This window comes from Mesorhizobium sp. AR07 (assembly GCF_024746815.1).
Taxonomy (GTDB): Bacteria; Pseudomonadota; Alphaproteobacteria; order Rhizobiales; family Rhizobiaceae; genus Mesorhizobium.
In genome coordinates, this window is the sequence record NZ_CP080525.1 from 3910995 (window position 1) to 3937027 (window position 26033).

The following is a 26033-nucleotide window of genomic DNA, read 5'->3' on the forward strand; positions in this document are numbered from 1 at the left end:
GATGATCGCGAAGCTTCTTCCCACCCTCACCTTCATCGCCGCGATCGGCTCGGGCGTCGTCGGCGGCGTGTTCTTCGCCTTTTCCAACTTCGTCATGCCGGCGCTCGCCCGCCTGCCGGCGGCGGGCGGCATCGCCGCGATGAATTCGATCAGCATCACCGTCATCACACCGACATTCATGACCGCGCTCTTCGGCACCGGGTTGATCTGCCTTGTCCTCATCGCCGGTGCGATGATCGGCTGGAGCCAGCCGGGCTCGTTCTGGCTTCTCGCCGGCGCCCTGATCTACCTCGTCGGCAACCCGATCGTGACCATGATCTTCAATGTGCCGCTCAACGACGCGTTGGCGGCCGTCGACCCGGCGAGCAGCAATGGCGCCGCCATGTGGGCCACCTATCTCAGGGACTGGGTGATGTGGAACCACGTGCGCACCGTCACCGGCATCGTCGCGCTGGGCTGCTTCATCATGGCGCTGCAGTGAAGTACGTTTTCAACGAATCCCGGAGGAACAACCACCCTCCGGGATCGATTACTTCGACCATGGGGGCAAGGAAGGACGATCAAAAATGGCCGATTTCAAAATAGAGGCAGTATCGACCCTGACGCCATGGCTGGCGCGTTCCATGATTGCATTGATCCCTCAGCTGTCGTCATCCGCTTCGGAGCCACGCCACGAGGACCTGGAATTTGTCATCAAATCGCCGGCGACAACCCTTCTCGTCGCAACGACAGGCCAAACGCTACAAGGGATGCTGACGCTCGCCATTTTCCGCGTGCCGACAGGGGTGCGCTCGATCATCGAAGATGTAATCGTCGATGACCGCCACAGAGGTCAAGGCATCGCATCAGCCCTGGTTCGTGAAGCACTGGCGTTTGCGAAGACTGCCGGCGCCAGAACGGTAGACCTCACTTCGCGTCCGTCAAGGGAGGCAGCGAACCGCCTGTATCTGAAACTGGGATTCGAGCAACGGCAAACGAATGTCTACCGCTTCGCTTTCGAAGCGGCCTGATCAGGCTGGATCTTTTGACTTGTGGCCCTTGCGATCGGAGTGGCCGAGGTCGCGATCCGGATCGATCACGTCGCGGACCAGTTGCTTCAGTTTGGCCGCTTCCGGAAAGCCGCCATCGCGCTTGCGGTCCCAGACCAGCACGTCATTGCAGGAAATGGTGAAGACGCCGCCGGTGCCGGGCACCAGCGTGACCTCGCCCAGATCGGTGCCGAAGGTCGACAGCAACTCCTGCGCCATCCAGCCGGCACGCAGCAGCCACTGGCACTGCGTGCAGTAGGTGATACGGATGGAAGGCAGCTGAGCTTTGCTCATGCCGCGCTGAGCTTGGCCATGGTCTCGTCATCGACTTCGAAGTTGGCGTAGACGCTTTGAACGTCATCGTCATCCTCGAGCGTGGCGACCAGCTTCATCAGCGACTGTGCCCGGTCCTCGTCGACCGGAACACTGTTCTGCGGCTTCCAGATCGGCTTCACCGATTCAGCTTCGCCCAGCGAGGCTTCCAGCGCCCTCGACACTTCGCCGAGATTCTCGAAAGCGCAGTAGATCGTGTGGCCTTCCTCATCTGATTCCACATCATCGGCGCCGGCTTCGATCGCCGCATCCATGACCTTGTCGGCGCTGCCGGCCGATGCCGGATAATAGATCTCGCCTGCACGATCCCACATGAACGACACCGAGCCGGTTTCGCCCATCGCCCCGCCGGCCTTGGTGAAGGCGGCGCGCACGTTCGACGCCGAGCGGTTGCGGTTGTCGGTCAGGGCTTCGACGATGACGGCGACGCCGCCGGGCCCATAGCCCTCATAACGGACGGCTTCGTAGTTTTCGGCGTCGCCCATCGATGCCTTGTTGATGGCGCGCTGGATGTTGTCCTTCGGCATCGACACCGCCTTGGCGTTCTGCACGGCTAGGCGCAGGCGCGGATTCATCGATGGATCGGGCGTCCCGCTCTTGGCGGCAACGGTGATTTCGCGCGCCAGCTTGGAAAACATTTTCGACCGCACCGCATCCTGGCGGCCCTTGCGGTGCATGATGTTCTTGAACTGTGAATGGCCAGCCATGGCACCCCTGTCGTCTTCTCGGCTAGAGCATTCCGAAGCGAGGTGATCTCACCTCGTCTTCTGCAATGCTCGACTTCAAAATTTCAGAGCATCCCGGGTGCAACTCGCGGAAGCACGGCGTTCTCTGTCGGAATGGCCGGCTTATAGATAAATCGGCTCAATTCGTCCAGCCGCACCGCGCGCGGGACGCAACGACACGGGCTTCTACAAGAGCTTACGCCTCCAGGTCGGATTTCAACCGGTCGATGATGGCGAGCGCATGGCCGGCATACTGGCTGATCCAGCGGTCGTGTATCTGCTTGATCGGCAGCGCGTTGAGATGATTCCAGCGCTCGCGCCCGTCACGCCGCGCGACGATCAGGTCGGCCTCCTCAAGCACCTTGAGATGCAGCATGACGGTGCAGCGATCGATGTCGGGAAAGGCATCGCACAGCATGCCGGTGGTCTTCGGCACGTCCTTCAGCTGATCCAGCATTTCGCGCCGGCGCGGATGCGCCAGCGCCTTGAAAACATTGTCGTCCTGCGATCGACTTGACATGTTATCTTTTTATAACATATCGTTGAGCCGATCAAGCAAGGAGCTGTGGATATGTCACTTGGATTCAGGGTCTCCGGCCGCATCGGCAGGCCGGTCGCCGACGTCTTCGACGCGGTCGTCAATCCGAACAAGCTCAGTGGTTATTTCACCACCATCGGCGGCGCCAGCGCGCCCTTGGTGGCGGGAGCCGGTGTCGTCTGGTGGGGCAAGGTGCCGGTCGAGGTTGATGAAGTGGTCAAGGACAGCCGCATCGTGCTGCGCTGGGATGCCACCGATGCCGATGGCGAACCCGCCTACAAGACCCGCATCGAGATGAATTTCGAGCCGCTGGACGATGGCGGCACCTTCGTCACCATCGCCGAAAGCGGCTGGCAGGAAGGCGCGGTCGGGCTGAAGAAATCCTATCTCAATTGCGAGGGCTGGTCGCAGATGCTGGCCTGCATGAAGGCCTATGTCGAATACGGCATCAACCTGCGCGACGGCTACTACCGCAGCGAGATGAAGGGCGAACCCGCCAACGAGACCAATGTCTGAGCCGGGAAGACGGAGGCCCGCGATGAAGAAAGTAACGCCGTTCCTGATGTTCGAGGGCAAGGCCGAAGAGGCAATGACCCTCTATTGCGAGACCGTTCCCGACAGCAGCGTCCTTGACGTCACCCGCTACGGCGCCGGCGAAGATGGCCCGGAAGTGGCGGTCAAGCTGGCGCGCGTCTCCATAGCTGGCCTGGAAGTGATGGTCTACAACAGCCCGGTCCACCATGGCTTCACGTTCACGCCGTCGGTCTCGCTGTATGTGGATTGCTCCACGGAGGCCGAGTTGAACGGCATTGTCGAGACCCTGGCAAAGGGCGGCGGATTCTTGATGCCGCCCGACAATTATGGCTTCAGCAGCCGTTTCGCATGGCTGAACGACAGGTTCGGGGTCTCCTGGCAGGTCAATCTGGCATAGCGAGATGCCGGCGACGCGGCCAACGACCACAACGTCCCAACGCAGCATAGTGGAGTCAGCAAATGACCGCGAACATCACCGGTGGCATCAACATCGCCATGAAGGTGCCGACGCACCAGTATGAAGCGACGATCGCCTTCTACCGCGACGTTGTTGGCCTGAAACCGTTCACCGCCAAGGCGCCGGCAATCGGCTTCGAACTCGGCCCCAACCGCCTGTGGATCGATGAGGCGCCCATGATGAGCCAGGCCGAGGTGTGGCTGGAGCTGTTCACCGACGATTTCCCGATGGCCGCGGATCATCTCGCCAAGGCCGGGGTCGTGCGTTGCGACGCCATCGAGCCCTTGGGCGAAGGCTTTCGCGGCGGCTGGATCACCAACCCGGCCGGTATCATTCACATGCTGCGCGAGCCCGACGCCTGGTTAGAACTCAGCAACGAATTAGAGCAATCTACTCTTAGGACCAGCCTTGTCCCGACCACGGCGAGCATGAAGCCAGCTCTCGGCCGGAGCTTCCGGAACGTCCGAAGTATCGATCTCGCTGTCAGGCAAATCAGCCAGCTTGGCCAACTGATGGCGCTGATCCTGGTTAAGGTCCTTGCCAGTCATAGTTCAATGCCCGCCGCTGGACTTCGCTTTCCTGCGCCGCCGGGCCAGCATGTTGAGCCCTTCGACCAGGGCCGAAAAACCCATCGCCGCGTAGATGTAGCCCTTGGGCACGTGATAGCCCATGCCGTCGGCGATCAGCGTCATGCCGATCATCAGCAGGAAGCCCAGCGCCAGCATGACGATGCTCGGGTTCCTGGCGATGAAGTCCGCCAGCGGCCCGGCCGCCAGCATCATCACGCTGACCGCGACGATCACGGCGATGTACATGATGGCGATCTCGTCGGTCATGCCGACGGCGGTGATGATCGAATCGATCGAGAAGACGAGGTCGAGCAGCAGGATCTGGAAGATCGCGCCGGCAAGGCTGATCTGCAATGTCCCGCCCAGCATCGTGTCCTGGTGGTCGTCGGGATCGACCGTGTGATGGATCTCCTTGGTCGCCTTCCAGACCAGGAACAGGCCGCCGGCGATCAGGATCAGGTCGCGCCAGGAGAAGCCGTGGCCGAAGGCCGTGAACACCGGCGTCGTCAGCTGGACGATGATCGAAATGGTGGCCAGCAGCACCAGCCGCATGATCAGCGCCGCCGAGATGCCGAGGCGGCGGGCGCGGGCCCTTTGCGCTACCGGCAGCTTGTTGGTCAGGATCGAGATGAAGATCAGATTGTCGATGCCGAGCACGATCTCCAGCACCACCAATGTCAGCAGCGCGACCCAGGCGGTTGGATCGGACACGAAGTGAAAGTGCGGCGCCAGGAATTCGATGAGCTGCATGGAGGTCGTCCCCTCTACGATCTAGAGCAGTGTCGCCGGCAGTTAGGTACTGCTTGTGTCCATATCAATGTCACGACCAGAAGGACGGCGCGGTTTCCTCCAGCCGCGGCCCGCGACGAAACGGCGCGATCCTCTCGGTCAGCCCCGTGCGGTCGGAAATATCGACGCCGACACCGCACAATGTCGCCGGTCCGGTGGCTGCCTCGAAGCGCCCTTTCGGCACTTTCGACAGGAACCGGTTGAGCGGTTCCTCCTTGTCCATGCCGAGCGAGGAATCATAATCGCCGCACATGCCGGCGTCGGAAATGTAGCCGGTGCCGCCATTGAGGATCTGGTGGTCGCCGGTCGGCTGATGCGTGTGGGTGCCGACGACGAGACTGGCGCGGCCATCGACGAAATGCGCGAAGCACATTTTTTCCGAGGTCGCCTCGGCGTGGAAGTCGATGATGACGGCATCGGCCTGCTCGCCGAGCGGACAGGCGGCCAGCTCCCGTTCGCCGGCCTGGAATGGATCGTCGAGTTCGGGATGCATGAACACCCGGCCCATGATGTTGGCGACCAGCACGCGCGCGCCGCTCCTGGCGATGTAGACGCCGGAGCCGCGCCCGGGCGTGCCCTTGGGAAAATTGGAGGGGCGCAGAAAACGCTCTTCGCGCGGCGCGAAGGCCAGCGCGTCGCGCTGGTCCCAGACATGGTTGCCGGTGGTGACGACATCGGCGCCGGCTGCGATCGTCTCGCGAAAGATCTCTTCGGTGATGCCAAAACCGCCGGCGGCATTCTCGCCGTTGACGATGACGAAATCGAGTTTGAAATCGGAGATCAGCCCCGGCAGTTGTTCCCACACCGCCGTGCGTCCCGTTTTTCCCACCATGTCACCGAGGAAGAGAAGTCTCATATGATCCCGCACCGAAGGTCAGCGAAGCAAAAGCTGCATGACATCTGTGAAAAGATCATGCGTCCATTGTGCTTATCTACAATTTTGGCGCGAAGCGGCGCAACCCGCTCTCGGTGAGTATTTCCGAGATGATGACGTCGTGGTCCTCATCCGGCACCAGCGCCACCTCCTGGCAGTCGAAGGCGATGCCGATCAATCGGGGTGGCTGCCCCTTGTCGATCAGCTTGGCGATGGCGCGGTCGTAATAGCCGGCGCCGTAGCCGATGCGATGGCCGCGCGCGTCGAAGGCGGCGAGCGGCACCAGCATCACCGAGGGGTCGAGCACCTCGGCTTCTTCATGCGGCCCGACCGTGCCGAAACCCATCTCGACCATCGGCGCGCCGCGCACCAACTCGCGAAAGACGATGGTGGTCTTGTCGAGAATGGCAGGCAAGCAGAGCCTGGCTCCCTTCTCACGCAAGGCGAACATCAGTGGCCGGACGTCGACTTCCGAACGCATCGGCCAGAAGCCGGAAACGATCTGGCCCGGCTCGACAGCGAGGTGATCGCGTGCCGTCTCGGCCATTTCGAGAGCGATCTCCACCCGCCAGAATTCATCGAGCGCATCGCGGCGCCCGAGTGCCTCGCGGCGGAGCTGCTTTTTCAGGTCTTTTGAGGATGTCATGCGCAGACGATAGAAAAGGTCAGATTTGGGTGGAGTTTTAGGAGCGACGTTTTGGAGGAGCGGAGCGAACTTTTCGTTCGTCAGCACCGCACAAGACGGCGCGACGACAAAATCCGCCAAATATGGCCTTTTCGATAGGTGACGATCCACACAACCGGTGGAGAGAGCGATCCCGGGAACCTACAAAGTAGGTGGGCGCCGTGTGAGAAAACCCACGGGTCTTCCCAGGGACAGCTCCCTAAGGATCGTTAAGGCCCCGGGGAAAATGTTCTCCTGCCGGGAAGCACAGACCGTCACGCCCAATATAGGCTGCTGGTCGGCTAAGCGCCAGTGAGACGGCCGCTCTCGGCGGCTTTATTCGCAACACGCCCCTGCCACAAGACCAGCGCCGGCACAGCCAGCAGTTCGACTGACAGGCCTGCGATGTGCCCCAACGATGGCGCGCCGACCGTGAGCAGCGAGAAAAGCCGCGCCAGCCCGCCGGCAAACGTGCAGGCGGCAAGCAGCCGGAACCGCTCGGTCCTGGTCTCGATGGCGGGAATGCAGCTGTACCAGGCGAGGCCGACAGCAAGGAAGAACCCGGACAGGAAGCGGAAATGGCTGTCGAGATCGACCGGCCACGGTGCCGTGACATGCAGGAATTCCGGTCCCGACAAAATGCCTTCGAGGCCGACCAGCACCGGCGTCGCCGCCAGCACCGCGACGACGATCTGGAGTGAAGTCTTGCCGAATGTCTGTGTTTTCAAGCTGCCACCCCTTCAGCCCGCTGGCCTTGTGATAGAAACGGACGGTTCCTTCCAGGGTTTCAAGCGCCTTCGGCGCACCCTTGCACAGGCACGCCGGCCTCCTTACGGTCGCGGTGACCAACCAGGGAGCAAAAATGCGTTTCGAAGGCACGGCGGCCTATGTCGCCGACAAGGATCTGATGGTGGCCGTCAACGCGGCGATCGCGCTGGAACGGCCCTTGCTGGTCAAGGGCGAGCCCGGCACCGGCAAGACGGAACTCGCCCGCCAGGTGGCGGCCGCGCTCGGCCTCGACCTGATCGAATGGCACGTCAAGTCGACGACACGCGCGCAGCAGGGTCTTTACGAGTACGACGCCGTCTCGCGGCTGCGCGACAGCCAGCTCGGCGATATCAGGTTCAACGACATCAGGAACTACATCAGGCGCGGCAAGCTGTGGGAGGCGTTCGCGGCGGGCAAGAAGGTCGTGCTGTTGATCGACGAGATCGACAAGGCCGACATCGAATTCCCCAACGATTTGCTGCAGGAACTCGATCGGATGGAGTTCTTCGTCTACGAGACCGGCGAGACGATCCGCGCCGCGGTCAGGCCGATCGTCATCATCACCTCCAACAATGAGAAGGAACTGCCGGACGCCTTCCTGCGCCGCTGCTTCTTCCACTACATCCGCTTTCCCGACGTCGACACGCTGCACAGAATTGTCGACGTGCACTATCCCGGCATCAAGCAGAACCTAGTCCGGGCAGCGCTGACCCAGTTCTACGAGATCCGCGAGGTGCCTGGGCTGAAGAAAAAGCCGTCGACCTCCGAGGCGCTCGACTGGATAAGGCTTCTGGTCGCCGACGACATCGCGCCGGAAGACCTGCGCGCCGACCCGAAGAACGCCCTGCCCAAGCTGCATGGCGCGCTGCTGAAGAACGAGCAGGACGTGCATCTGTTCGAGCGGCTGGCCTTCATGGCGAGAAGGCAAGGCTAGAACGTGCAAGTGTCGGAGGCCGCGGCTACGAGCAGGCCTCGCCAGCGGTCTGAGCGGAAGCATGTCCTCTTCCCTCCCGCGGCGCTATAGTCTTCGCGCCGAAGATGACGAAGCTGATGACGGCAAGGGCAAGAACGCCGATCCCGCAATACAGCATGACCCAACCAAAACCGTTGACCAGGGCGGCATGCACGACGGCGCCGGATGGGTCGAGGGTCGCGAGCTTGGGTTGCGCGAGGCTGCCGAGGTTTCCGGTGGCGATCCTTTCCGCCAGCGCATGCAATTCATTCGGGACGAGAGCCGTGCCAAAGGCGTCCCGCAGATAAGAAACAATCCCCCGCGTCAGCAACAGGCCCAGCACCGCGATGTTGATGGCGAGCGTGATCAGGCGCGCGCTGATATCGATGCCCGATGCCATGCCGGCACGATCCGGCGACACCGAGCCGGTCGTCGTGTTGGTGGTCGGTGAATTGGTCAGGCCGATGCCGATGCCGGCGATCAGCGTACCGGGCAGCATGCTCACCCAATTGGCTCCCTCCAGCCCGGAACCTATCCGCATGGCGATAAAACCGATCCCCAATGTCAACAGGCCGAGCGGGATCGCAATCCGCGCCTGATAGCGCGCGCGCAGGCGCTCGGCGGTCGAGGACATCAGCATCAGGGGAAGCGTGTAGACGAGCAGCAACAGGCCGGTCGTCGTGCTGTTGTAACCGAGAACGCCCGAAAAATAGATCGGCAGATAGATGATGAACGGCCAGTAGCTGAAATTCATGCCAATGCCGCCCATGATCGCGCCTGAAAATTGGCGGATGCGGAAGACGGAGAAATCGAACATCGGATAGGGATTGACCTTCTCGGCAACAAGAAACCCGATGAAGGCCGCCACCGACGCGACAATCACGCCGATGCGGGCGCCTCCCCCGAGATCGGCGCCTTGCGTGATCAGATAGGAGAAGCCGAACACCGCGAGCGAGAGCGTCAGGATGCCGGCCCGATCAAGCTTCTGGGCGTTGTGATCGCGAGATTCCGTGACACCGGCAACGATGAAGACCAGGGCAAGGATCGCGAGTGGTACATGGATGAGGAACACCCATTGCCAGCTCGAGAACGTTACGATCAATCCGCCGATGGCGGGACCGAAACCGAGCCCGATGCCCGAGACGACGCTCCAGGCCACGAAGGCCTTGCCGCGTTCACCGCCATCCTGAAATTGATGCGACAGCACGGCCACGCTGCAGGTAAACATCGCTCCGCCCGCGAGCCCTTGCAGAAAGCGCGCGACAATCAGAATTGGAGCGCTCGGCGCGAAGCCGCACAGCAGCGAGGCAAAGCCGAAGGCGATGGTGGTGATCACCATCACCCGTTTGCGGCCGAAACGGTCGGCCAGTGTCCCCGTCGCCATCAACACCGTGGTGCAGGCAATGGTGTAGGCATTCATGATCCACTGCAGATCCTTAAAATCGGCGGCGAGCACGCTTTCCAGTTTCGGAAGGATCACCGGTACGCTGGAGATTTCGAGGCCGAACAGCAGCGAGGCAAGGCAGGCGCCCGCAAGCGCAACGGTGTTTCGGTCAATTTGAAGCATATCAATCACTTTCCATCGAAGCATTCGCAGGTGAGCCGCGCTTTTCAAACTGCGATGGAGGTGACATAGACGACGCCTGACCATGAAAAAAGGCTATGTGTCTCTATTTCAGAGATGACAAAAAGGAATGATCGCGATGGCCAGCCTTGATGTCGACGCCGTGCGGACCTTCGTGATGGTGGCCGATCTGCAGAGCTTCACCCGGGCGGCTGCCGCGCTGGGGAGTACCCAGGCGACGATCAGCGTCAAGCTGCGCCGGCTCGAAGAAAAGCTCGGCGCGCGTTTGATCGAACGAACCCCGCGCCGCGTCGCCCTGTCGGCAAGGGGAGCGGTTTTTCTCCCGGCGGCCCGCGAATTCCTTGCCGCCCATGAACGCGCCATCACAGAGTTTTCCGAGGCGCCCTGTCGGCTTGCTCTCGGCTTTGTCGACCATGTCGCGGGACCTGAGCTTGCCATACTGATCGCTCAGCTTCATGCCCACGATCCCTCGCTTGCGCTCAATATCAGGATCGATACCAGCTCTCTGCTGGAGGAAGCTTTCGATCGGGGCGAACTCGATGCGGTCATCGTGCACCGGGAAAGCGGCAGTCGCCGGGGCGAAGCTTTGTCGCGCACCCATTATGGCTGGTTCGCGGCCCCCGCCTTCGAATGGCGACCCGGGACGCCCTTGCGCCTGGCTCTCTTAAGCACGGTATGCAACTGCCCGGACCGTCTGAGAGCGGTCGAGGCGCTGGATAGAGCAGGCATCGCCTGGAACGAGGCTTTCGTCGGCGGCGGCGGCGCGGCCGTCAACATCGCGGTATCGGCCGGCTTTGCCCTTTCCGCCCTCGCCCACCGTGTCGTGCCCCCCGGCCTGATCGAGGTGGGCCGCAAACTCGGCCTGCCGCCAATTCCCCCCTCCGAGATTGTCTTGCATTCGCACGCTTTGGCGCCGCGGGCACGAGAGGCACTGCACATGCTCGCGACGGCTTTTCGCGAGTATAATTTGCCGGCCGGATAGGCAAAGATAGTCCTGATCCCGATTCTGTTGGGATGGATCGGATTCCAGACTTCAAAGGGAAATGAAATGACCGAGATCACTGTTCGCCCGCTCGCGCAGGCCGACCACACCGACTGGCGCCGCCTGTGGACCGACTACCTGACCTTCTACGAAACCAAGCTGCCGGAAGAAGTCTATGCCGTCACCTGGAAGCGGCTGTTCACGCAAGGCGAGTTCGAGCCGAAGGGCTTCATCGCCACCCTCGACGGCAAGGCTGTCGGCCTCACCCACTATCTCTATCATCGCTCCGGCTGGTCTGAGAAAAACAACTGCTATCTGCAGGATCTGTTCGCCGACCCGGACGTGCGCGGCAAGGGCGTGGGTGCTGCGCTGATCAAGGCTGTGAAGCAGGAAGCCGCAAAAATCGGCGTCAAGAACGTCTACTGGATGACGCACGAGACCAACGCCACCGCACGCAAGCTCTACGACCATGTCGCGCGCAGAACCGGCTTCATCGAGTATGATCTGCTATAGATAGACGATGTTCATCCCCTTCTTCCTCGAACTGAAGGCAGCACGCGTTCCCGTTTCGCTGCGGGAATATCTATCGCTGCTGGAGGGGCTGGAAGCCGGGCTGGTCGACTACGACGTCGAGGGTTTTTATTACCTCGCCCGCACGGCACTGGTGAAGGACGAGCGCCATATCGACCGTTTCGACCAGGTGTTTGCGCATGTCTTCAAAGGCATCGAGGCGCTTGGCGGGCCAGATGCCATGGACGTCGCGAACATTCCGGAAGAGTGGCTGCGCCGCCTTGCCGAAAAGCATCTGACCGACGAAGAGAAGAAACTGGTCGAGGCGCTCGGCGGTTTCGACAAGCTGATGGAGATCTTGAAGCAGCGGCTCGAGGAGCAGAAGGGCCGCCATCAGGGCGGCTCGAAATGGATCGGCACTGGCGGCACCTCGCCCTTCGGCGCCTATGGCTACAATCCCGAAGGCGTGCGCATCGGCCAGCACGAAAGCCGCAACCGTCGCGCGGTGAAGGTGTGGGACAAGCGCGAGTTCAGGAATTTCGACGATGCCGTCGAGCTCGGCACCCGCAACATCAAGATCGCGCTGAAGCGGTTGCGCCGCTGGGTACGCGAGGGCGCCGAGGAGGAATTCGACCTGCCCGGCACCATCCACGCCACCGCCGAACATGGCTATCTCGACGTGCGGACCCGGCCCGAACGCCGCAATGCGGTGAAGCTCTTGATGTTCTTCGATGTCGGCGGCTCGATGGATGACCACATCAAGAGCGTCGAGGAATTGTTTTCGGCGGCGCGTGCCGAATTCCGCCAGCTCGAATATTTTTATTTCCACAACTGCCTCTATGAAGGCGTGTGGAAGAACAACCGCCGCCGCCATGCCGAGACGATCCCGACCTTCGACCTCATCCACAAATATGGGCCGGACTACAAGGTGATCGTCGTCGGCGATGCCTCGATGAGCCCTCACGAGATTGCGCATCCCGGCGGCTCGGTCGAGCACTGGAATCCGGAAGCAGGCAGCGTCTGGCTCGGCCGCCTGCTGCAGCAATGGCCGAACGCGGTATGGCTGAATCCCGAGAACCAGAAGAACTGGGGTTTTACCCACTCGATCGCGATGATCCGTGACATCTTTGGCGGCCGCATGTTCCCGCTGACGCTGGCCGGGCTCGAAGGCGCGACGAAGCAGCTTTCAAGAAAGCATTGAGCTCGAGCATTCTTGGAACTGGGCAGGGGTGTAACAAATGCCTATCTTCATGCGAATATGAGCTTGCAATCAACAACGAGCCGGCAAGGCTGAGGAGATCAAATGGACACCCACACCTACCCTGTCACCCGCACCGACGCCGAATGGCGTGCACGGCTGACGCCGGAGCAATATGCCGTCATGCGCAGCCACGGCACCGAGCGGCCGGGAAGCTGCGCCCTGCTCTACGAGAAGCGCGCCGGCACCTTTTCCTGCGTCGGCTGCGACCAGCCCTTGTTTGAATCCAAGCTGAAGTTCGAGAGCGGCACCGGCTGGCCGAGCTTCAACGACCCGGTGCCGGGTTCGGTCGAGAACACTGTCGACCGCAGCTACGGCATGGTTCGCACCGAATGCCATTGCGCCCGCTGCGGCAGCCATCTCGGCCATGTCTTCGAGGACGGCCCGCCGCCGACCGGCCTGCGCTACTGCATCAACGGCGTGGCACTGAAATTCGAACCTGCGGCCTGAGCGGCAAACCAAGTGGCAGATTTTTGGAAAGGCGGCTTCGGCCGCCTTTTTCATTGACGAAATCGGGAACCCTGATCAGACCACGATCATTTCGCCCAGCGTCATCATCCAGGCTTTGGCACCAGGATATTGTTCGGCAGTTCGCCACACGGCCAGCGTCAGAAACAGACTGTAGGGCATCGGTGCAAAATGAACCGCGAGCACGAGGCCAAGCGGCATCTTCAACCCGAGCAGGATGAGCGCCAGCGCTGACGAGGCAATGCTGATCGCGGTGCCGACAAAGACAAGGTCGCGCCAGAACAGCCGATCAAGCGGCACCTGGCCTTGCCAGCGGGAGCGGAAGAAGGATCTCATGACTTCCGCGGACACCGGCGACCTATCCCTGCCCGAGGACTTCGGTCACCGCCCGCTCGATGCGCGAGGCTTCCGTCACCAGCCAGTCGGCCATGGCCGGCCAATTGTCCTCGGCAAAGCAGTTCACCCGCCACATCGAATTGATGCCAAGGCCCTCGCAACTCTGTTCCGGCCTGAGCTTCAGCCTGTCTTCGATCGCCTGCTGGAACGGCTTCAACCGCGACCAGGCTTGCGTGGCGCCGAACTTCTCATTGCGGCCGAAGAAGACGCCGACATGGTTCTGCGCCGGCGCGACATACATGGAGAGAACCAATGCGAAGTCCGGCAGCCCGCGCTGCCAGAACCAGGGTCCGCGCCTCGCCAGCCGTATTCTCTCCTCCGGATGCCGCTCGTCGAACAGCGTCCAGAAGCCGCGCTGGCGGAATTCAGAAGCGCGGCGGGCGCCGAAGTCGAATTCGCTCATGGTCAGAACCGTATCTCCGGCAACCGCGTCGGGTGCCGGGCCGGTTAGTCTTACACCATGCCGAGCGCGGCCTTATAGAGATCGAGGATGGTTTCCTCTTCCTGCCGCTCGGCCTGATCCTTCTTGCGCAGCCGGATGATCGTGCGCATCGCCTTGGTGTCGAAACCGGTGCCCTTGGCTTCGGCGAACACTTCCTTGATGTCGTCGGAAATGGTCTTTTTCTCTTCCTCGAGCCGCTCTATGCGTTCGATGAAGGCACGCAGCTGGCCGGCGGCAACAGTCTGGCTGGTATCGGTGATATCGTCGGCCATGTTTTTCTCCACATCGTTTCCGCGCCGCGACTCGGGCGACGACGGCGGCAAATTTGAGCCGGTTCGATGCCCGACCGGCGGCGGCGGGTCAAGCCGTTATCGAACAGGCCACAAGGGCATGTTCCCGAAAAGTGGGCACAGGTTTTCGCTGGAGATCGTGCCCAAGCACAGGGATGGAGTCCCATCCCGATTCCATCGGGATGGAACAGGCTCGAGGGCCGCCGACAGAAGCCGACAGCCCGCCCGTTCTCTGCGGCTCTTAAGTGAACGCGATCAGCAGATCCTTGGCATCGATCTGATCACCGGCCTTGACCAGCACCTCGGCGACCGTCCCGTCGCGCTCGGCATGCAGTGCCGTTTCCATCTTCATCGCTTCGATCGAAAGCAGCACGTCACCAGCCTTCACAGCCTGACCGGCGGCAACCGAAAGCGCCGAGACGACGCCCGGCATCGGCGCGCCGACATGCGCTTCGTTGCCCGGCTCGGCCTTGCGGCGGGCCTTGGCGGCGGACGCTCCATGCGCCCTGTCGGGCACCTTGACGCGGCGCGGCTGGCCGTTGAGCTCGAAGAACACTGTGACCATGCCCTTCTCGTCGACATCGCCGATGGCGAGACAGCGCACCACCAGCGTCTTGCCCTTCTCGATGTCGACAAAAATCTCGTCCTCCGGCTTCATGCCGTAGAAATAGGTCGGCGTCGGCAGCACGCTGACCGGCCCGTAGGTCTCCTGCGCACCGGCGAAGTCGGAGAACACTTTCGGGTACATCAGCCACGAGGCGAATTCGAATTCCGAGAGCTTGCGCTCGAGCTTCTCCTCGATCTCCTTGCGGCTGGCCTTGAGATCGGCTGCCTTCAACAGCGAACCGGGTCGCACCGTGATCGGTCTGTCGCCCTTCAGCGCCTTCTTCTGCAGCGCCTCCGGCCAGCCGCCGGGCGACTGGCCGAGATCGCCGCGCAGCATCGAGACGACCGAGTCCGGGAAGGCGATATCCTTGTCCGGATTTTCGACATCGGCGACGGTCAGATCCTGGCTGACCATCATCAATGCCATGTCGCCGACGACCTTGGACGACGGCGTCACCTTGACGATGTCGCCGAACATGAGGTTGACGTCGTGATAGGTCTGCGCCACCTCGTGCCAGCGCGTCTCCAGGCCGAGCGAGCGCGCCTGTTCCTTGAGATTGGTGAACTGTCCGCCCGGCATTTCGTGCAGATAGACTTCCGACGCCGGTCCCTTGAGATCGCTTTCGAAGGCGGCGTACTGGTTGCGCACCGCCTCCCAGTAGAACGAGATGTTGCGGATCCATTGCGGGTCGAGGCCCGGGTCGCGTTCGGTGCCCTTCAGCGCTTCGACGATCGAGCCCAGGCAGGGCTGCGAGGTGTTGCCCGACAGAGAATCCATCGCCGCGTCGATGGCATCGACGCCACTGTCGACCGCCGCCAGCACCGTCGCCGCCGACAGGCCCGACGTGTCGTGCGTATGGAAATGGATCGGCAGGTCGGTCGCCTCGCGCAACGCCTTGAACAGCACGCGCGCGGCGGAAGGCTTCAACAGGCCCGCCATGTCCTTGACGGCGATGATGTGGGCGCCGGCCGCCTGCAACTCCGTGGCCAGGCCGACATAGTATTTGAGATCGTACTTGGCCCGCGCCGGATCGAGTATGTCGCCGGTGTAGCAGATCGCCGCCTCGATCAGCTTGCCCTCGGCGCCGACCGCGTCCATGGCGACACGCATGTTCTCGACCCAGTTCAGGCAGTCGAACACGCGGAACAGGTCGATGCCGCCGCTTGCCGCCTGCTTGACGAAATGCTGCACGACATTGTCGGGGTAATTGGTGTAGCCGACGCCATTGGCGCCGCGCAGAAGCATCTGCAGCAACAGATTGGGTGCCGCCTCGCGCACCAGCGACAGCCGCTCCCATGGATCCTCGGTGAGGAAGCGCATGGCGACGTCGAAGGTGGCACCGCCCCAGCATTCGAGCGACAGAAGCTGCGGCAGGGCACGCGCATAGGTGCCGGCAATGCCGGCAATGTCATGCGTGCGCACGCGGGTGGCGAGCAGCGACTGGTGGCCGTCGCGCATCGTCGTGTCGGTGACCAGAACCTCCTTGCGCTCGCGCATCCAGGCGGCGAATTTTTGTGGGCCTAGCACGTCCAGCTTCTGTTTGCTGCCGCCCGGCACATTGCCGTTGAGGTAGGGCACTATCGGCGGCGCCGCGTAGGCCTTCGGCTGCGGCCGGCCGCGCGTCTCGGGATGGCCGTTGACCGACACGTCGGCCAGATAGTTGATCAGCTTGGTGGCGCGGTCCTGGCGCTTGACCTGCTGGAACAGCTCCGGCGTCGTGTCGATGAACTTGGTCGTGTAGGAATTGTCGGCGAAGCTCGGGTGGTTGATGATCGCTTCGAGGAAGGTGAGGTTGGTTGCGACGCCGCGGATGCGGAACTCGCGCAGCGCCCGGTTCATACGGGCGATGGTCTCGGCCGGCGTCGGCGCCCAGGCCGTCACCTTTTCCAGCAGCGGGTCGTAGAAGCGGGTGATGACCGCGCCGGAATAGGCGGTGCCGCCGTCGAGGCGGATGCCGAAGCCGGTCGCGCCGCGATAGGCGGTGATGCGGCCGTAGTCCGGGATGAAATTGTGCTCGGGGTCTTCGGTGGTGATGCGGCACTGCAGTGCGTGGCCGTTCAGCCGAATGTCCGCCTGCGCCGGCACGCCCGATTCCGGCGTGCCGATGGCGAAGCCGTCGAGGATGTGGATCTGCGCCTTGACGATGTCGATGCCGGTCACCTGCTCGGTGACGGTATGCTCGACCTGAATGCGCGGATTGACCTCGATGAAATAAAACTTGGCCGTATCGGCATCCTGCAGGAACTCGACCGTGCCGGCGCCGATATAGCTGGTCTCGCGCGCGATATTCAGCGCGTAGCCGCAAAGCTCCTCGCGCTGCGACATTTCGAGATACGGCGCCGGCGCCCGCTCCACGACCTTCTGGTTGCGGCGCTGGATCGAGCAGTCGCGCTCGAACAGATGCACGGCATTGCCATGCGTGTCGCCCAGCACCTGCACCTCGACATGGCGGGCGCGCTCGATCAGCTTTTCGAGATAGACCTCGTCCTTGCCGAAGGCGGCTTTCGCCTCGCGCTTGCCTTCCATCACCTCGCGGGCAAGATCGGCCTCGGAGCGGATGGCGCGCATGCCACGTCCGCCGCCACCCCACGATGCCTTCAGCATCACCGGATAGCCGATCTGCTTGGCCAGGTTCTTGACCGCTTCCATGTCGTCCGGCAACGGATCCGTGGCGGGGATCACCGGCACGCCGACCTCGATGGCGAGATTGCGCGCGGCAACCTTGTTGCCGAGCCGGCGCATTGTGTCCGGCTTGGGGCCGATGAAGGTGATGCCGGCGACGGCACAGGCTTCGGCGAATTCGGGGCTTTCCGACAAAAGCCCGTAGCCGGGATGGATGGCATCGGCGCCCGAAAGCCTGGCGACACGGATCACCTCCTCGATCGACAGATAGCTTTCGATCGGACCCATATCCTTGGTCAGATGCGGCCCGCGCCCGACCTGATAGCTCTCGTCGGCCTTGAAGCGGTGCAGCGAATACTTGTCCTCCTCGGCCCAGATCGCCACGGTTTTGAGGCCAAGCTCGTTGGCCGCGCGAAAGACGCGAATGGCGATTTCGGACCGGTTGGCGACGAGGATCTTCGTGATGGCCAAGGACGAACTCCGGACAGTGTCGGGGAAGAAACTGGCGTCATGATTAGCGCGAAAATGCTGCAGTGCAAACAAAATTGACGCCGATTTAAACCGATTTAAATCGAATCTTTGCACCAAAGCCGGCTGCATCCGTCCGAATGCGCAAGAAAGTGCCGGCGTTACTGTTCAAGGCATGATCATTTTCCGGCTAAAGGCCGGCTGTATCGGCTTGCCGGACTCATCTCAAAAGGGAGCATGCTCAAAAGAAAAATGCCCGGCGCGAGGCGCCGGGCATTCGTAAGAATCGAGACTGAAGGCTTACTTCTTCTGGATGTAAGTGTACTTGCCGTCGTCGCCCTTCTTCCATTCGTACATGACGTAGCCGGGCAGCGTCGGATCGCCCTTGGCGTCATAGGACAGGTCGCCGAGCACGGTCTTGAACGGGCCGTTCGCATGCATCGCCTTGGCAACCGCCTGCGGGTCGTTCGACTTGGCAGCGGTCGCTGCTTCGGCGATCGCCTGCACGGCGGCGTAGGAGTAGAGCGTGTAGGCTTCCGGCTCGAAGCCCTGCGCGCGGAACTTCTCGACCAGTTCCTTGTTGGCGGGGATCAGGCGCGGATCCGGGCCGAACGTGTTGAGCGTGCCCGCAACCGCGTCGCCCGCGATCGAAGCCAGCTCGTTCGACACGATGCCGTCGCCGGAAACCAGCGTCGCCTTGAGGCCTTGGTCGGCCGCCTGGCGGATGATCAGGCCGGCTTCGGTGTGCAGGCCGCCCCAGTAGATGATGGAAACGCCGGCTTCCTTCATCTTGGCGATCAGCGCCGAGAAGTCCTTGTCGCCGACATTGATGCCTTCATACATGACTTCCTTCACGCCCTTGGCGTTCATCGCCTTCTTGGTTTCGTCGGCAAGGCCCTGACCGTAGGTGGTCTTGTCGTGCACGACGGCGATCTTGGCGTCCTTGAAGTTCGCGGCGAGATAAGCGCCGGCAATGCTACCCTGCTGGTCATCGCGTCCGCAGGTGCGGAACACGTTCCACAGGCCGCGCTCGGTGAACTGCGGGTTGGTCGCGGCCGGCGTCACTTCGACGATGTTGTTTTCCGCATAGACTTCCGATGCCGGGATCGAGACGCCCGAGTTGAAGTGGCCGACCACGAACTTGACGCCGTCGCCGACGAACTTGTTGGCGACCGAGATGCCCTGCTTCGGATCGGAGACGTCGTCGCCAACCTCGAGCTTGATCTGCTCGCCGTTGATGCCGCCCTTGGCGTTGATGTCGGCGACAGCCGCTTCCGCACCCTTCTGAAGCTGTGCGCCGAAGGCTGCGTTCGGACCGGTGATCGGGCCGGCGACGCCGACCAGGACGTCAGCCCACGCGGCGCCGCCAAACGCGACGAGCGCGCCCAGGGCGACAGCGGACAATAGTGATTTTCTCATGTAAAACGCTCCCATTTACGGAGTGGGCGTGGATGAAGCTTTCATGCGATGCCCACTCTTATCGCAGAAAGCATAGTTTGCCGATTTTCAGGCACTTGTCACGCCGATTCATCCCCGAAGCGGCGTTAATGATGAACGTCAACCTTTCGGTTTCCAGCTCAGGATTGAAGCTCTTTCATAGAGCCAGTTATACTGTGTCACCATCTGGTTTGTTCGCGTGTATTGATAGCCGACGAAGCCGAGGATCATCAGCACGATGGTATCGACGATGTAATAGTGCAGCGAGAACATCGTGCCGCCGAACAGCGCGTGATGGATGAAGCGGATGCCGATGCCGAGGCCCAGCATATAGGCGAACAGCTGGATGAAGCTGCGCCATGTCTGGGCGCTGGCCTTGCCCGTCATCCAGGCCGCCCAGCCGCCGAGCAGGCAGGTGACGAAGAAGAACTGCCAGATCGACGGCTCCTCGTAGAGAATGCCCTGCATGGTGAAGTCTCCTTAGCATGATCCCGAAAAGTTGCAGACTTTTCGGACAAGGATCATGCGACAAACAAACAATTTGGAGCGGAATACCGGATGCACACATTCCGCTCCAAACTCAGTGGTGTCCGCCTTCGAGATAGGCGGCGCGCACTTCCGGATTGGCGAGCAGTTCCTTGCCGGTGCCGCTCATCGTCACATTGCCGTTGACCATGACATAGCCGCGCGTGGCCAGCTTGAGCGCGCCGAAGGCGTTCTGCTCGACCAGGAACACGGTCAGCCCCTGCGTGCGGTTCAGCTCGCGGATGGCATCGAAGATCTGCTTGACGATCAGCGGCGCCAGGCCGAGCGACGGCTCGTCGAGCAGAAGCAGCTTCGGCCGCGCCATCAGCGCGCGCCCGATCGACAGCATCTGCTGCTCGCCGCCCGACAGCGTGCCGCCGCGCTGGGCGATGCGCTCCTTCAGCCGCGGAAACAGCGTGAACACCTTCTCGACATCCTCGTCATAGTGCTTGAGGTTGTCGAGGCTGGCGCCCATCTGCAGGTTTTCCATGACCGTCATGCGCGGGAAGATGCGCCGGCCCTCCGGCGACTGGGCAATGCGCATGCGGGCGATCTCGTGCGTCGGCATCTGGGTGATGTCGGTGCCGGCGAAGGTGATGCTGCCGGCGCGGGCGCGGGGCGAGCCGAAGATGGTCATCATCAGCGTCGACTTGCCGGCACCATTGGCGCCGATCAGCGCCACGATCTCACCCTGGTTGACATGGACATCGACGCCGTTCAGCGCCCGGATGTTGCCGTAGTAGGTCTGCACGCCCTTGACATCGAGCAGCGTTGTCCCGGCCATCATTTACGCCCTCCACGCTTGCCCGCCACAGGCTTGGCAGCGGTCTTTCCAGAAGCCGCGCCAGCGGTCTTTCCGGAAGCATGGCTGGTCGCCACCTTGCCCGCATCGACGCGGCGCGAGAATTCCGTGTCCTTGCCCTGGCTAAGCAGCTTGGCCTGCTTGACCCATTCCTCACGCGCGATGCGCCCGTCAAAGGCGAGATAGGCTTCGGCGGCCTCGACATCGGCCTTTTTCCAGGCGCCGATCTGGTCGAAATGGAAGATGCCGTGATCGTTGAGCTTCTTCTCGTTGACCGTGCCGATCCCCTTGATGCGGGTCAGATTGTCGGCCTTGCCGTCGCGAGGCGCTGCCAGCCGGTTGGAGATTTCCCCAGCCTTCGCCGCTGGAGCCTTCGCCGCTGGCGCCTTGGCTGCTGGTTTGGCCGCTGCGGTTGACTTCACCGCCGTCTCGGTTGCCGCCTTTGATGCCGCGTTCGGAGCAGGTTTTGCCTTCGCCGCGGGAGCCGGCTTTGCAGCCGGTATCGCCGCCAGAGAAGCTGCCTTGTTTGCCGCGGCCAGCGACCTGGCATCGACCTGACCGGCCTTTGATGCGCCCTTCGCCACCGTAACCCGCTCGCCCGAACTGTGGCCGACCGTGTCGGTCACCGGCCCGGCGAGATACGACGACGACGTCCCCGGTCCATGCGCGGCATCCGGCCCCGTATCGAGCTGTTCGATGACGTCTTCGTCGCCGACTTCGGTGAGGACCTGCTCGACTTCCTCGTCGTCGACGCCGAGATAGGCGGCGATGACGCGCGGATCGGTGCGCACCGATTGCGGACTGCCGTCGGAGATCTTGCGGCCGTATTCCAGCACCACGACATGGTCGGAGATCTGCATCACCACCGACATGTCGTGCTCGATGAGCAGGATCGAGGTGCCCGACGTGTTCTTGATGTCGATCAGCAGTTCGTTGAGCGCCGCCGATTCCTTCGGATTGAGCCCGGCCGCCGGCTCGTCGAGGCACAGAAGCTCCGGCCCCGTGCACATGGCGCGGGCGATCTCGAGGCGCCGCTGCGCGCCATAGGGCAGGTCGCCGGCCGGATCGTCGGCACGGTCGACGAGATCGGCCTTCTCCAGCCAGTGCCGGGCCAGTTCGACCGAGTCGGCCGAGGCCTTGCGGTAGCCGCTGAAGCCGAACAGGCCCAGCACCGTATAGCCCGATGCCTTCATCAGCTTGTTGTGCTGGGCAACCAGCAGGTTCTCCAGCAGCGTCATGCCCGAGAACAGGCGGATGTTCTGGAAGGTGCGCGCCACCTTGGCGCGCGCCGGGATCTCATGATTGGGCAGCCGCTCGAGCAGGAAGCTCGAACCGTCAGCCCGGTTGAGCGTGATCATGCCTTCCGACGGCTTGTAGAACCCGGTGATGCAGTTGAACACGGTGGTCTTGCCGGCACCGTTGGGGCCGATCAGCGCGGTGATCTCACCGCGCCTGGCGGCGAAGGACAGGTCGCCGATGGCGACCAGGCCGCCGAACTTCATCGACAGATGCTCGACCCGCAGGATGGCGTCGTTCATTTGTGTGCTCGCATTCATCAGCCGTGCCCTTCCTTGGTGAAGGAGCTGGAGACCGCCCTTCGCTCCTTGAGGAAGGCGGTCGGTTCACGACTGCCGACGAAGCCGCGCGGCTTCCACAGCATGACGATGACCATGGCCATGCCGAACAGAAGCATGCGGTAGAGTTCCGGGGTGAAGTCCGGCCCGAAGATCTGCTTGAGGAAGTCGAGTTCGCGCAGCGCCTCGGTGCCGCCGATCATCACCATGGCGGCAACGGCAATGCCGACCAGCGAGCCCATGCCGCCGAGCACGACGATGGCCAGGATGATGGCCGATTCCAGGAAGACGAAGGATTCCGGGCTGACGAAGCCTTGCCGGGCGGCGAAGAACGAGCCGGCGAAGCCGCCGAACATGGCGCCGGTGGCAAAGGCGGTCAGCTTGGTGGTGGTGGTGTTGATGCCGAGCGAGCGGCAGGCGATCTCGTCCTCGCGCAGCGCTTCCCAGGCGCGGCCGACCGGCAGGCGGCGCAGCCTGATGGTGACGAAGGCGGTGAGCAGGCACAGGCCCAGGATCAGGTAGTAGAGGAAGATCTTGTAATACGCGCCGGACTGGGCAATGCCCAGCACCTTGGCGATGTAGTTCGGGTCTGACACGTTGAACGACATCAGGCCGAAGAAGCTGACCTTGGGAATGCCGGAAATGCCGGCCGATCCGTTGGTGACCTCGCGCCAGTTGATCAGCACCAGGCGGATGATCTCGCCGAAAGCCAGCGTCACGATCGCCAGATAGTCGCCGCGCAGGCGCAGCACCGGGAAGCCGAGCAGCACGCCCCACAGCGCCGCCATGGCGCCGGCGGCCGGCAGCAGGATCCAGAACGACAGGCCGAAATGCGTGGCGAGCAACGCATAGGCATAGGCGCCAAGCGCATAGAAGGCGACGTAGCCGAGATCGAGCAGGCCGGCGAGGCCGACGACGATGTTCAGCCCCCAGGCCAGCATCACATAGATCAGGATCTGGATGCCGAAATTGTCGACCCATTTCAGCGAACCCTGCAGTCCGCCGGCAATCGACCAGGCGTTCAGCGACAGCACCGCGACCACCAGGATCGGATACAGCACCAATGCTGCGATGCCCAATTTGGTGAAGTTGGCATGGATGAAGGCGCGGAAGTAGTAGATCACGCAAGCCAGCACATAGATGATCGCCAGGGCGCGCAGGAATTGCAGATAGCCGGCCGGTTCCGTGCCCACCCATCCGGCGAGAGAGTTGTTGAATACGAACAGCAGCACCGCGGCGACGGCTGCCACGATGAATGCCGGCAGTTGGAAGAACCGCGATGCCACGCTGCCCGGCAACAGGCCGGTGGCGACGTCTGCGATCTTCTGGTTGGCCATGAAGGGCTGGCCATAGGCGACATAGAGGAAGCGTCCGACAGCCGTGGCGATCACCACGGCGGCAAGCAGGCCCCAGCGCGTCGTTACGACCAGTTCATTGGAAATGTTCTGGCCGGTCTTCAGGCCGATGAACAGCACGAACAGACCAAGCGAAATGGCGCCTGCGTAGAACGCCTCGCGCAACGCGCGCTGCACGGGGGTGGCGACGATGTCGCGCTCTGGAGATACGGTGACGGCCATGGTCTCAGACCTTTTCGACTTCTGGCCGGCCCAATATGCCGGAAGGCAGGAAGATCAGCACGATCGCCAGGATCGAGAACGCCGCGACGTCCTTGTAGTCGATCGAGAAATACGCCGACCACATGCTCTCGATGAAGCCGATCATCAGCCCGCCGAGCACCGCACCCGGCAGCGAACCGATGCCGCCCAGCACCGCCGCCGTGAAGGCTTTCACCCCCGGCGTGAAGCCGTCCGAGAAGGCAATGACGCCGTAATACATCAGGAACAGCGTGCCGGCGACGTGCGGCCAGCGCCGCGCCCATGATGAAGGTGATCGAGATGGTGCGGTCGACATCGATGCCGAGCAGTGCCGCCATCTTGCGGTCCTGCTCGCAGGCCCGCTGTGCCCGCCCAAGCGAGGTCCTGTTGACCAGGTACCAGAACAGCGCCAGGAGTGCGGCCGTGACGAGGACGATGATGATCTGCTTCAGCGACACGCTGATGCCGTTGATGTTGTAGACTTGGCTGACCATCGGCGGGATCGGCTTGTTGCGCGGCCCTTGCGTCACCTGGACGAAGTTCGACAGCGCGATCGACATGCCGATCGCGGTGATCAGCGGCGCCAGCCGGAACGACCCGCGCAGCGGCCGGTAGGCGACCTTCTCGATCGTCCAGTTGTAGAGGCTGGTGAGCAGCATCGCCACGATCATCATGACCAGCAGCGCGATGACAACGGGCACCGAATAGAACAGCGCGCCGAGCACCAGGAAGACGATCAGCGCCGTGAAGGCGCCCACCATGAAGATGTCGCCATGGGCGAAGTTGATCATGCCGATGATGCCGTAGACCATCGTGTAGCCGATCGCGATCAGCCCATAGATGGACCCCAGCGTCAGCCCGTTGATAAGCTGCTGGACAAAGTACTGCATGTGTACATGGCTCCCCTGGAATGTCGCCCATGCAGACGCATTCCTTTTCGTATTTCCCCTAGTCGTAAAGTTTCGAGCCCGGATTGCAACGTCATTTTTCAATCGTCATGCGTGTTTTGCCGGCACGCCGTCCGATTGCCCGTTTTTTCCCATCCGGCCCCTGGACCACTGCGGACCCTACCATTGGCATAACGCAATGTCTTTGACGATTCGGCCGCATCATGCGCCCCATTTCGAAGAAATCGCCGTCAAAATTAGGTGATTAGAAGAATCGTTGCGTTGCCGACACGGTCCGTTTTTCGTTCTGTTCCTTTCCCCTGGGTGAGAATTCCCGTTACTTGACGACAAAACCATGCGCGAACGGATCGCGGTCGTCGATGAAGATGGTGTTCAAGCCGGTCATCCGCGCCCAGCCGCCGATCGAGGGAATGATCGCCGGTTTGCCGGCGACGGTGACGTCCTTTTCGACCTTGCCCTTGAACAGCGAACCGATAATCGATTCATGAACGAAGCTGTCGCCGGCCTTGAGCTTGCCCTTGGCATGAAGCTGCGCCATGCGCGCCGAGGTGCCGGTGCCGCACGGTGAGCGGTCGATCGCCTTGTCGCCGTAGAAGACGGCATTGCGCGCATCGGCGCCCTCCACAGTCGGCTTGCCGGTCCACAGCATGTGCGACAGCCGGTTGATGCCCGGGTTCTCCGGATGCACGAAGGAATACTTTTCGTTCAGCCGCTGCCGCACCACCGGGCTCCAGGCAATGAAGTCGCCGGCCGAATAGTCGGCCATGTCGCGATAGTTCTTCTGCGGCTCGACGATGGCGTAGAAATTGCCGCCATAGGCGACATCGACGGTGATCTCGCCGAGCTGCGGACATTCGACCGTAAGCCCCTCAGCATGGAGGAAGGACGGCACGTTGGTGATGCGCACCTCCTCGACATAGTCGCCGACCTGTTTGTATTCGGCGATGACCAGGCCGGCCGGCGTGTCGAGCCGGAGCACGCCCGGCGTCTTCGGCTTGATCAGCCCGTGCTCGATGGCCATCGTTACCGTGCCGATGGTGCCATGGCCGCACATCGGCAGGCAGCCGGAGGTTTCGATGAACAGGATGGCGATGTCGCAATCATCGCGCGTCGGCGGATAGAGGATCGAGCCGGACATCACGTCGTGGCCGCGCGGCTCGAACATCAGCCCGGTGCGGATCCAGTCATATTCGGCCAGGAAATGCGCCCGCCGTTCCATCATCGTCGCGCCCTGCAGCAGAGGGCCGCCGCCGGCGACCAGACGCACCGGGTTGCCGCAAGTGTGGCCGTCTATGCAGAAGAAGGATTTCTTGGCCATGACGCTCCTCGAAAA

General features: G+C 62.2%; 27 protein-coding genes, 1 other RNA gene and 2 pseudogenes. 10 read left to right on the forward strand and 20 right to left on the reverse strand.

Going from position 1 to position 26033, the window contains the following annotated elements:
* Nucleotide 1: 1 nt before the first annotated feature.
* Nucleotides 2-481, forward strand: coding sequence for an anthrone oxygenase family protein (locus BPNPMPFG_RS19950; protein WP_258590405.1), 480 nt, complete (start codon nucleotides 2-4; stop codon nucleotides 479-481).
* Nucleotides 482-566: 85 nt separating this feature from the next.
* Nucleotides 567-1010: a GNAT family N-acetyltransferase gene (locus BPNPMPFG_RS19955; protein ID WP_258590406.1), complete on the forward strand. Its 444-nt coding sequence runs from the start codon at nucleotides 567-569 to the stop codon at nucleotides 1008-1010.
* Here the strand turns inward: BPNPMPFG_RS19955 and BPNPMPFG_RS19960 are convergent, their stop codons facing one another.
* From BPNPMPFG_RS19960 to BPNPMPFG_RS19970, 3 genes are all read right to left on the reverse strand, one after another.
* Entirely contained in the window at nucleotides 1011-1322 is a 312-nt protein-coding gene (locus tag BPNPMPFG_RS19960) for an Rdx family protein (protein ID WP_258590407.1), read from the reverse strand. It abuts the gene before it with no gap.
* A complete protein-coding gene (locus BPNPMPFG_RS19965) occupies nucleotides 1319-2068 on the reverse strand; it encodes a YebC/PmpR family DNA-binding transcriptional regulator (protein WP_258590408.1) in 750 nt (249 codons plus the stop codon). The genes BPNPMPFG_RS19960 and BPNPMPFG_RS19965 overlap by 4 nt, the downstream gene beginning before the upstream one ends.
* 214 nt (nucleotides 2069-2282) lie before the next feature.
* Nucleotides 2283-2606 carry an ArsR/SmtB family transcription factor gene (locus BPNPMPFG_RS19970; RefSeq protein WP_258590409.1) on the reverse strand — a complete coding sequence of 108 codons (324 nt, stop codon included), beginning with the start codon at nucleotides 2604-2606 and terminating at the stop codon, nucleotides 2283-2285.
* 51 nt (nucleotides 2607-2657) lie between these two features.
* Here BPNPMPFG_RS19970 and BPNPMPFG_RS19975 point away from each other — a divergent pair, with 51 nt between their 5' ends.
* The 3 genes and pseudogenes from BPNPMPFG_RS19975 to BPNPMPFG_RS19985 all read left to right on the forward strand — a co-directional run.
* The gene (locus tag BPNPMPFG_RS19975; protein ID WP_258590410.1) at nucleotides 2658-3140 is read left to right on the forward strand and encodes an SRPBCC domain-containing protein; all 483 of its coding nucleotides are present in this window, start codon (nucleotides 2658-2660) and stop codon (nucleotides 3138-3140) included.
* 22 nt (nucleotides 3141-3162) lie between these two features.
* Nucleotides 3163-3555: a VOC family protein gene (locus BPNPMPFG_RS19980; RefSeq protein ID WP_258590411.1), complete on the forward strand. Its 393-nt coding sequence runs from the start codon at nucleotides 3163-3165 to the stop codon at nucleotides 3553-3555.
* Between the two features lie 62 nt (nucleotides 3556-3617).
* Nucleotides 3618-3977: pseudogene (locus BPNPMPFG_RS19985) on the forward strand (VOC family protein); the annotation flags it as partial.
* 189 nt (nucleotides 3978-4166) lie between these two features.
* On the opposite strand, the gene BPNPMPFG_RS19990 reads toward BPNPMPFG_RS19985, so the two are convergent.
* From BPNPMPFG_RS19990 to BPNPMPFG_RS20010, 5 genes are all read right to left on the reverse strand, one after another.
* Complete coding sequence (locus BPNPMPFG_RS19990) at nucleotides 4167-4934, reverse strand: TerC family protein (protein WP_258590412.1); 768 nt, start codon at nucleotides 4932-4934, stop codon at nucleotides 4167-4169.
* Between the two features lie 70 nt (nucleotides 4935-5004).
* Nucleotides 5005-5829 carry a TIGR00282 family metallophosphoesterase gene (locus tag BPNPMPFG_RS19995; RefSeq protein WP_095084226.1) on the reverse strand — a complete coding sequence of 275 codons (825 nt, stop codon included), beginning with the start codon at nucleotides 5827-5829 and terminating at the stop codon, nucleotides 5005-5007.
* A gap of 76 nt (nucleotides 5830-5905) precedes the next feature.
* Nucleotides 5906-6493, reverse strand: a complete 588-nt coding sequence (locus tag BPNPMPFG_RS20000; protein WP_258590413.1) for a 5-formyltetrahydrofolate cyclo-ligase — start codon at nucleotides 6491-6493, stop codon at nucleotides 5906-5908.
* A gap of 139 nt (nucleotides 6494-6632) precedes the next feature.
* Nucleotides 6633-6788: non-coding RNA, 6S RNA (ssrS, locus tag BPNPMPFG_RS20005), on the reverse strand.
* A 25-nt stretch (nucleotides 6789-6813) separates the two neighbouring features.
* Nucleotides 6814-7239 (reverse strand): DUF4345 domain-containing protein, encoded by a 426-nt coding sequence (locus BPNPMPFG_RS20010; protein ID WP_258590414.1) that lies wholly within the window; start codon nucleotides 7237-7239, stop codon nucleotides 6814-6816.
* A 134-nt stretch (nucleotides 7240-7373) separates the two neighbouring features.
* On the opposite strand from BPNPMPFG_RS20010, the gene BPNPMPFG_RS20015 reads away from it, so the two are divergent.
* Entirely contained in the window at nucleotides 7374-8213 is an 840-nt protein-coding gene (locus BPNPMPFG_RS20015; protein WP_258590415.1) for an AAA family ATPase, read from the forward strand.
* Nucleotides 8214-8238: 25 nt separating this feature from the next.
* Here the strand turns inward: BPNPMPFG_RS20015 and BPNPMPFG_RS20020 are convergent, their stop codons facing one another.
* Nucleotides 8239-9798: an MFS transporter gene (locus tag BPNPMPFG_RS20020; RefSeq protein WP_258590416.1), complete on the reverse strand. Its 1560-nt coding sequence runs from the start codon at nucleotides 9796-9798 to the stop codon at nucleotides 8239-8241.
* A gap of 136 nt (nucleotides 9799-9934) precedes the next feature.
* Here BPNPMPFG_RS20020 and BPNPMPFG_RS20025 point away from each other — a divergent pair, with 136 nt between their 5' ends.
* The 4 genes from BPNPMPFG_RS20025 (at nucleotide 9935) to msrB (ending at nucleotide 13016) form a co-directional block, all read left to right on the forward strand.
* A complete protein-coding gene (locus BPNPMPFG_RS20025; protein ID WP_258590417.1) occupies nucleotides 9935-10798 on the forward strand; it encodes a LysR family transcriptional regulator in 864 nt (287 codons plus the stop codon).
* A gap of 66 nt (nucleotides 10799-10864) precedes the next feature.
* Entirely contained in the window at nucleotides 10865-11311 is a 447-nt protein-coding gene (locus tag BPNPMPFG_RS20030; RefSeq protein WP_258590418.1) for a GNAT family N-acetyltransferase, read from the forward strand.
* A gap of 7 nt (nucleotides 11312-11318) precedes the next feature.
* Nucleotides 11319-12509 carry a vWA domain-containing protein gene (locus tag BPNPMPFG_RS20035; RefSeq protein ID WP_258590419.1) on the forward strand — a complete coding sequence of 397 codons (1191 nt, stop codon included), beginning with the start codon at nucleotides 11319-11321 and terminating at the stop codon, nucleotides 12507-12509.
* 102 nt (nucleotides 12510-12611) lie between these two features.
* Complete coding sequence (gene msrB / locus BPNPMPFG_RS20040; RefSeq protein ID WP_258590420.1) at nucleotides 12612-13016, forward strand: peptide-methionine (R)-S-oxide reductase MsrB; 405 nt, start codon at nucleotides 12612-12614, stop codon at nucleotides 13014-13016.
* Between the two features lie 75 nt (nucleotides 13017-13091).
* Here the strand turns inward: msrB and BPNPMPFG_RS20045 are convergent, their stop codons facing one another.
* The 11 genes and pseudogenes from BPNPMPFG_RS20045 to BPNPMPFG_RS20095 form a co-directional block, all read right to left on the reverse strand.
* On the reverse strand, nucleotides 13092-13370 hold the full coding sequence (locus tag BPNPMPFG_RS20045; protein WP_258590421.1) for a hypothetical protein: 279 nt from the start codon (nucleotides 13368-13370) through the stop codon (nucleotides 13092-13094).
* 22 nt (nucleotides 13371-13392) lie between these two features.
* Complete coding sequence (locus BPNPMPFG_RS20050) at nucleotides 13393-13833, reverse strand: hypothetical protein (protein WP_258590422.1); 441 nt, start codon at nucleotides 13831-13833, stop codon at nucleotides 13393-13395.
* Between the two features lie 50 nt (nucleotides 13834-13883).
* Nucleotides 13884-14144 (reverse strand): DUF2312 domain-containing protein, encoded by a 261-nt coding sequence (locus tag BPNPMPFG_RS20055; protein ID WP_013529099.1) that lies wholly within the window; start codon nucleotides 14142-14144, stop codon nucleotides 13884-13886.
* A gap of 259 nt (nucleotides 14145-14403) precedes the next feature.
* Nucleotides 14404-17862: a pyruvate carboxylase gene (gene pyc / locus BPNPMPFG_RS20060; RefSeq protein ID WP_258590423.1), complete on the reverse strand. Its 3459-nt coding sequence runs from the start codon at nucleotides 17860-17862 to the stop codon at nucleotides 14404-14406.
* Nucleotides 17863-18159: 297 nt separating this feature from the next.
* Nucleotides 18160-19278: a branched-chain amino acid ABC transporter substrate-binding protein gene (locus BPNPMPFG_RS20065; protein ID WP_258590424.1), complete on the reverse strand. Its 1119-nt coding sequence runs from the start codon at nucleotides 19276-19278 to the stop codon at nucleotides 18160-18162.
* Between the two features lie 138 nt (nucleotides 19279-19416).
* A complete protein-coding gene (locus BPNPMPFG_RS20070; protein WP_056586311.1) occupies nucleotides 19417-19764 on the reverse strand; it encodes a DUF6867 family protein in 348 nt (115 codons plus the stop codon).
* Between the two features lie 112 nt (nucleotides 19765-19876).
* Nucleotides 19877-20605 (reverse strand): ABC transporter ATP-binding protein, encoded by a 729-nt coding sequence (locus BPNPMPFG_RS20075; RefSeq protein WP_258596820.1) that lies wholly within the window; start codon nucleotides 20603-20605, stop codon nucleotides 19877-19879.
* A complete protein-coding gene (locus BPNPMPFG_RS20080) occupies nucleotides 20605-22179 on the reverse strand; it encodes an ATP-binding cassette domain-containing protein (RefSeq protein ID WP_258590425.1) in 1575 nt (524 codons plus the stop codon). Before BPNPMPFG_RS20080 ends, BPNPMPFG_RS20075 begins: the two co-directional genes overlap by 1 nt.
* Nucleotides 22179-23774: a high-affinity branched-chain amino acid ABC transporter permease LivM gene (livM, locus tag BPNPMPFG_RS20085; protein ID WP_258590426.1), complete on the reverse strand. Its 1596-nt coding sequence runs from the start codon at nucleotides 23772-23774 to the stop codon at nucleotides 22179-22181. Before livM ends, BPNPMPFG_RS20080 begins: the two co-directional genes overlap by 1 nt.
* Before the next feature lie 4 nt (nucleotides 23775-23778).
* Nucleotides 23779-24682, reverse strand: a pseudogene (locus tag BPNPMPFG_RS20090) (branched-chain amino acid ABC transporter permease).
* A 334-nt stretch (nucleotides 24683-25016) separates the two neighbouring features.
* On the reverse strand, nucleotides 25017-26018 hold the full coding sequence (locus tag BPNPMPFG_RS20095; RefSeq protein WP_258590427.1) for a 4-hydroxyproline epimerase: 1002 nt from the start codon (nucleotides 26016-26018) through the stop codon (nucleotides 25017-25019).
* Between the last annotated feature and the right edge of the window lie 15 nt (nucleotides 26019-26033).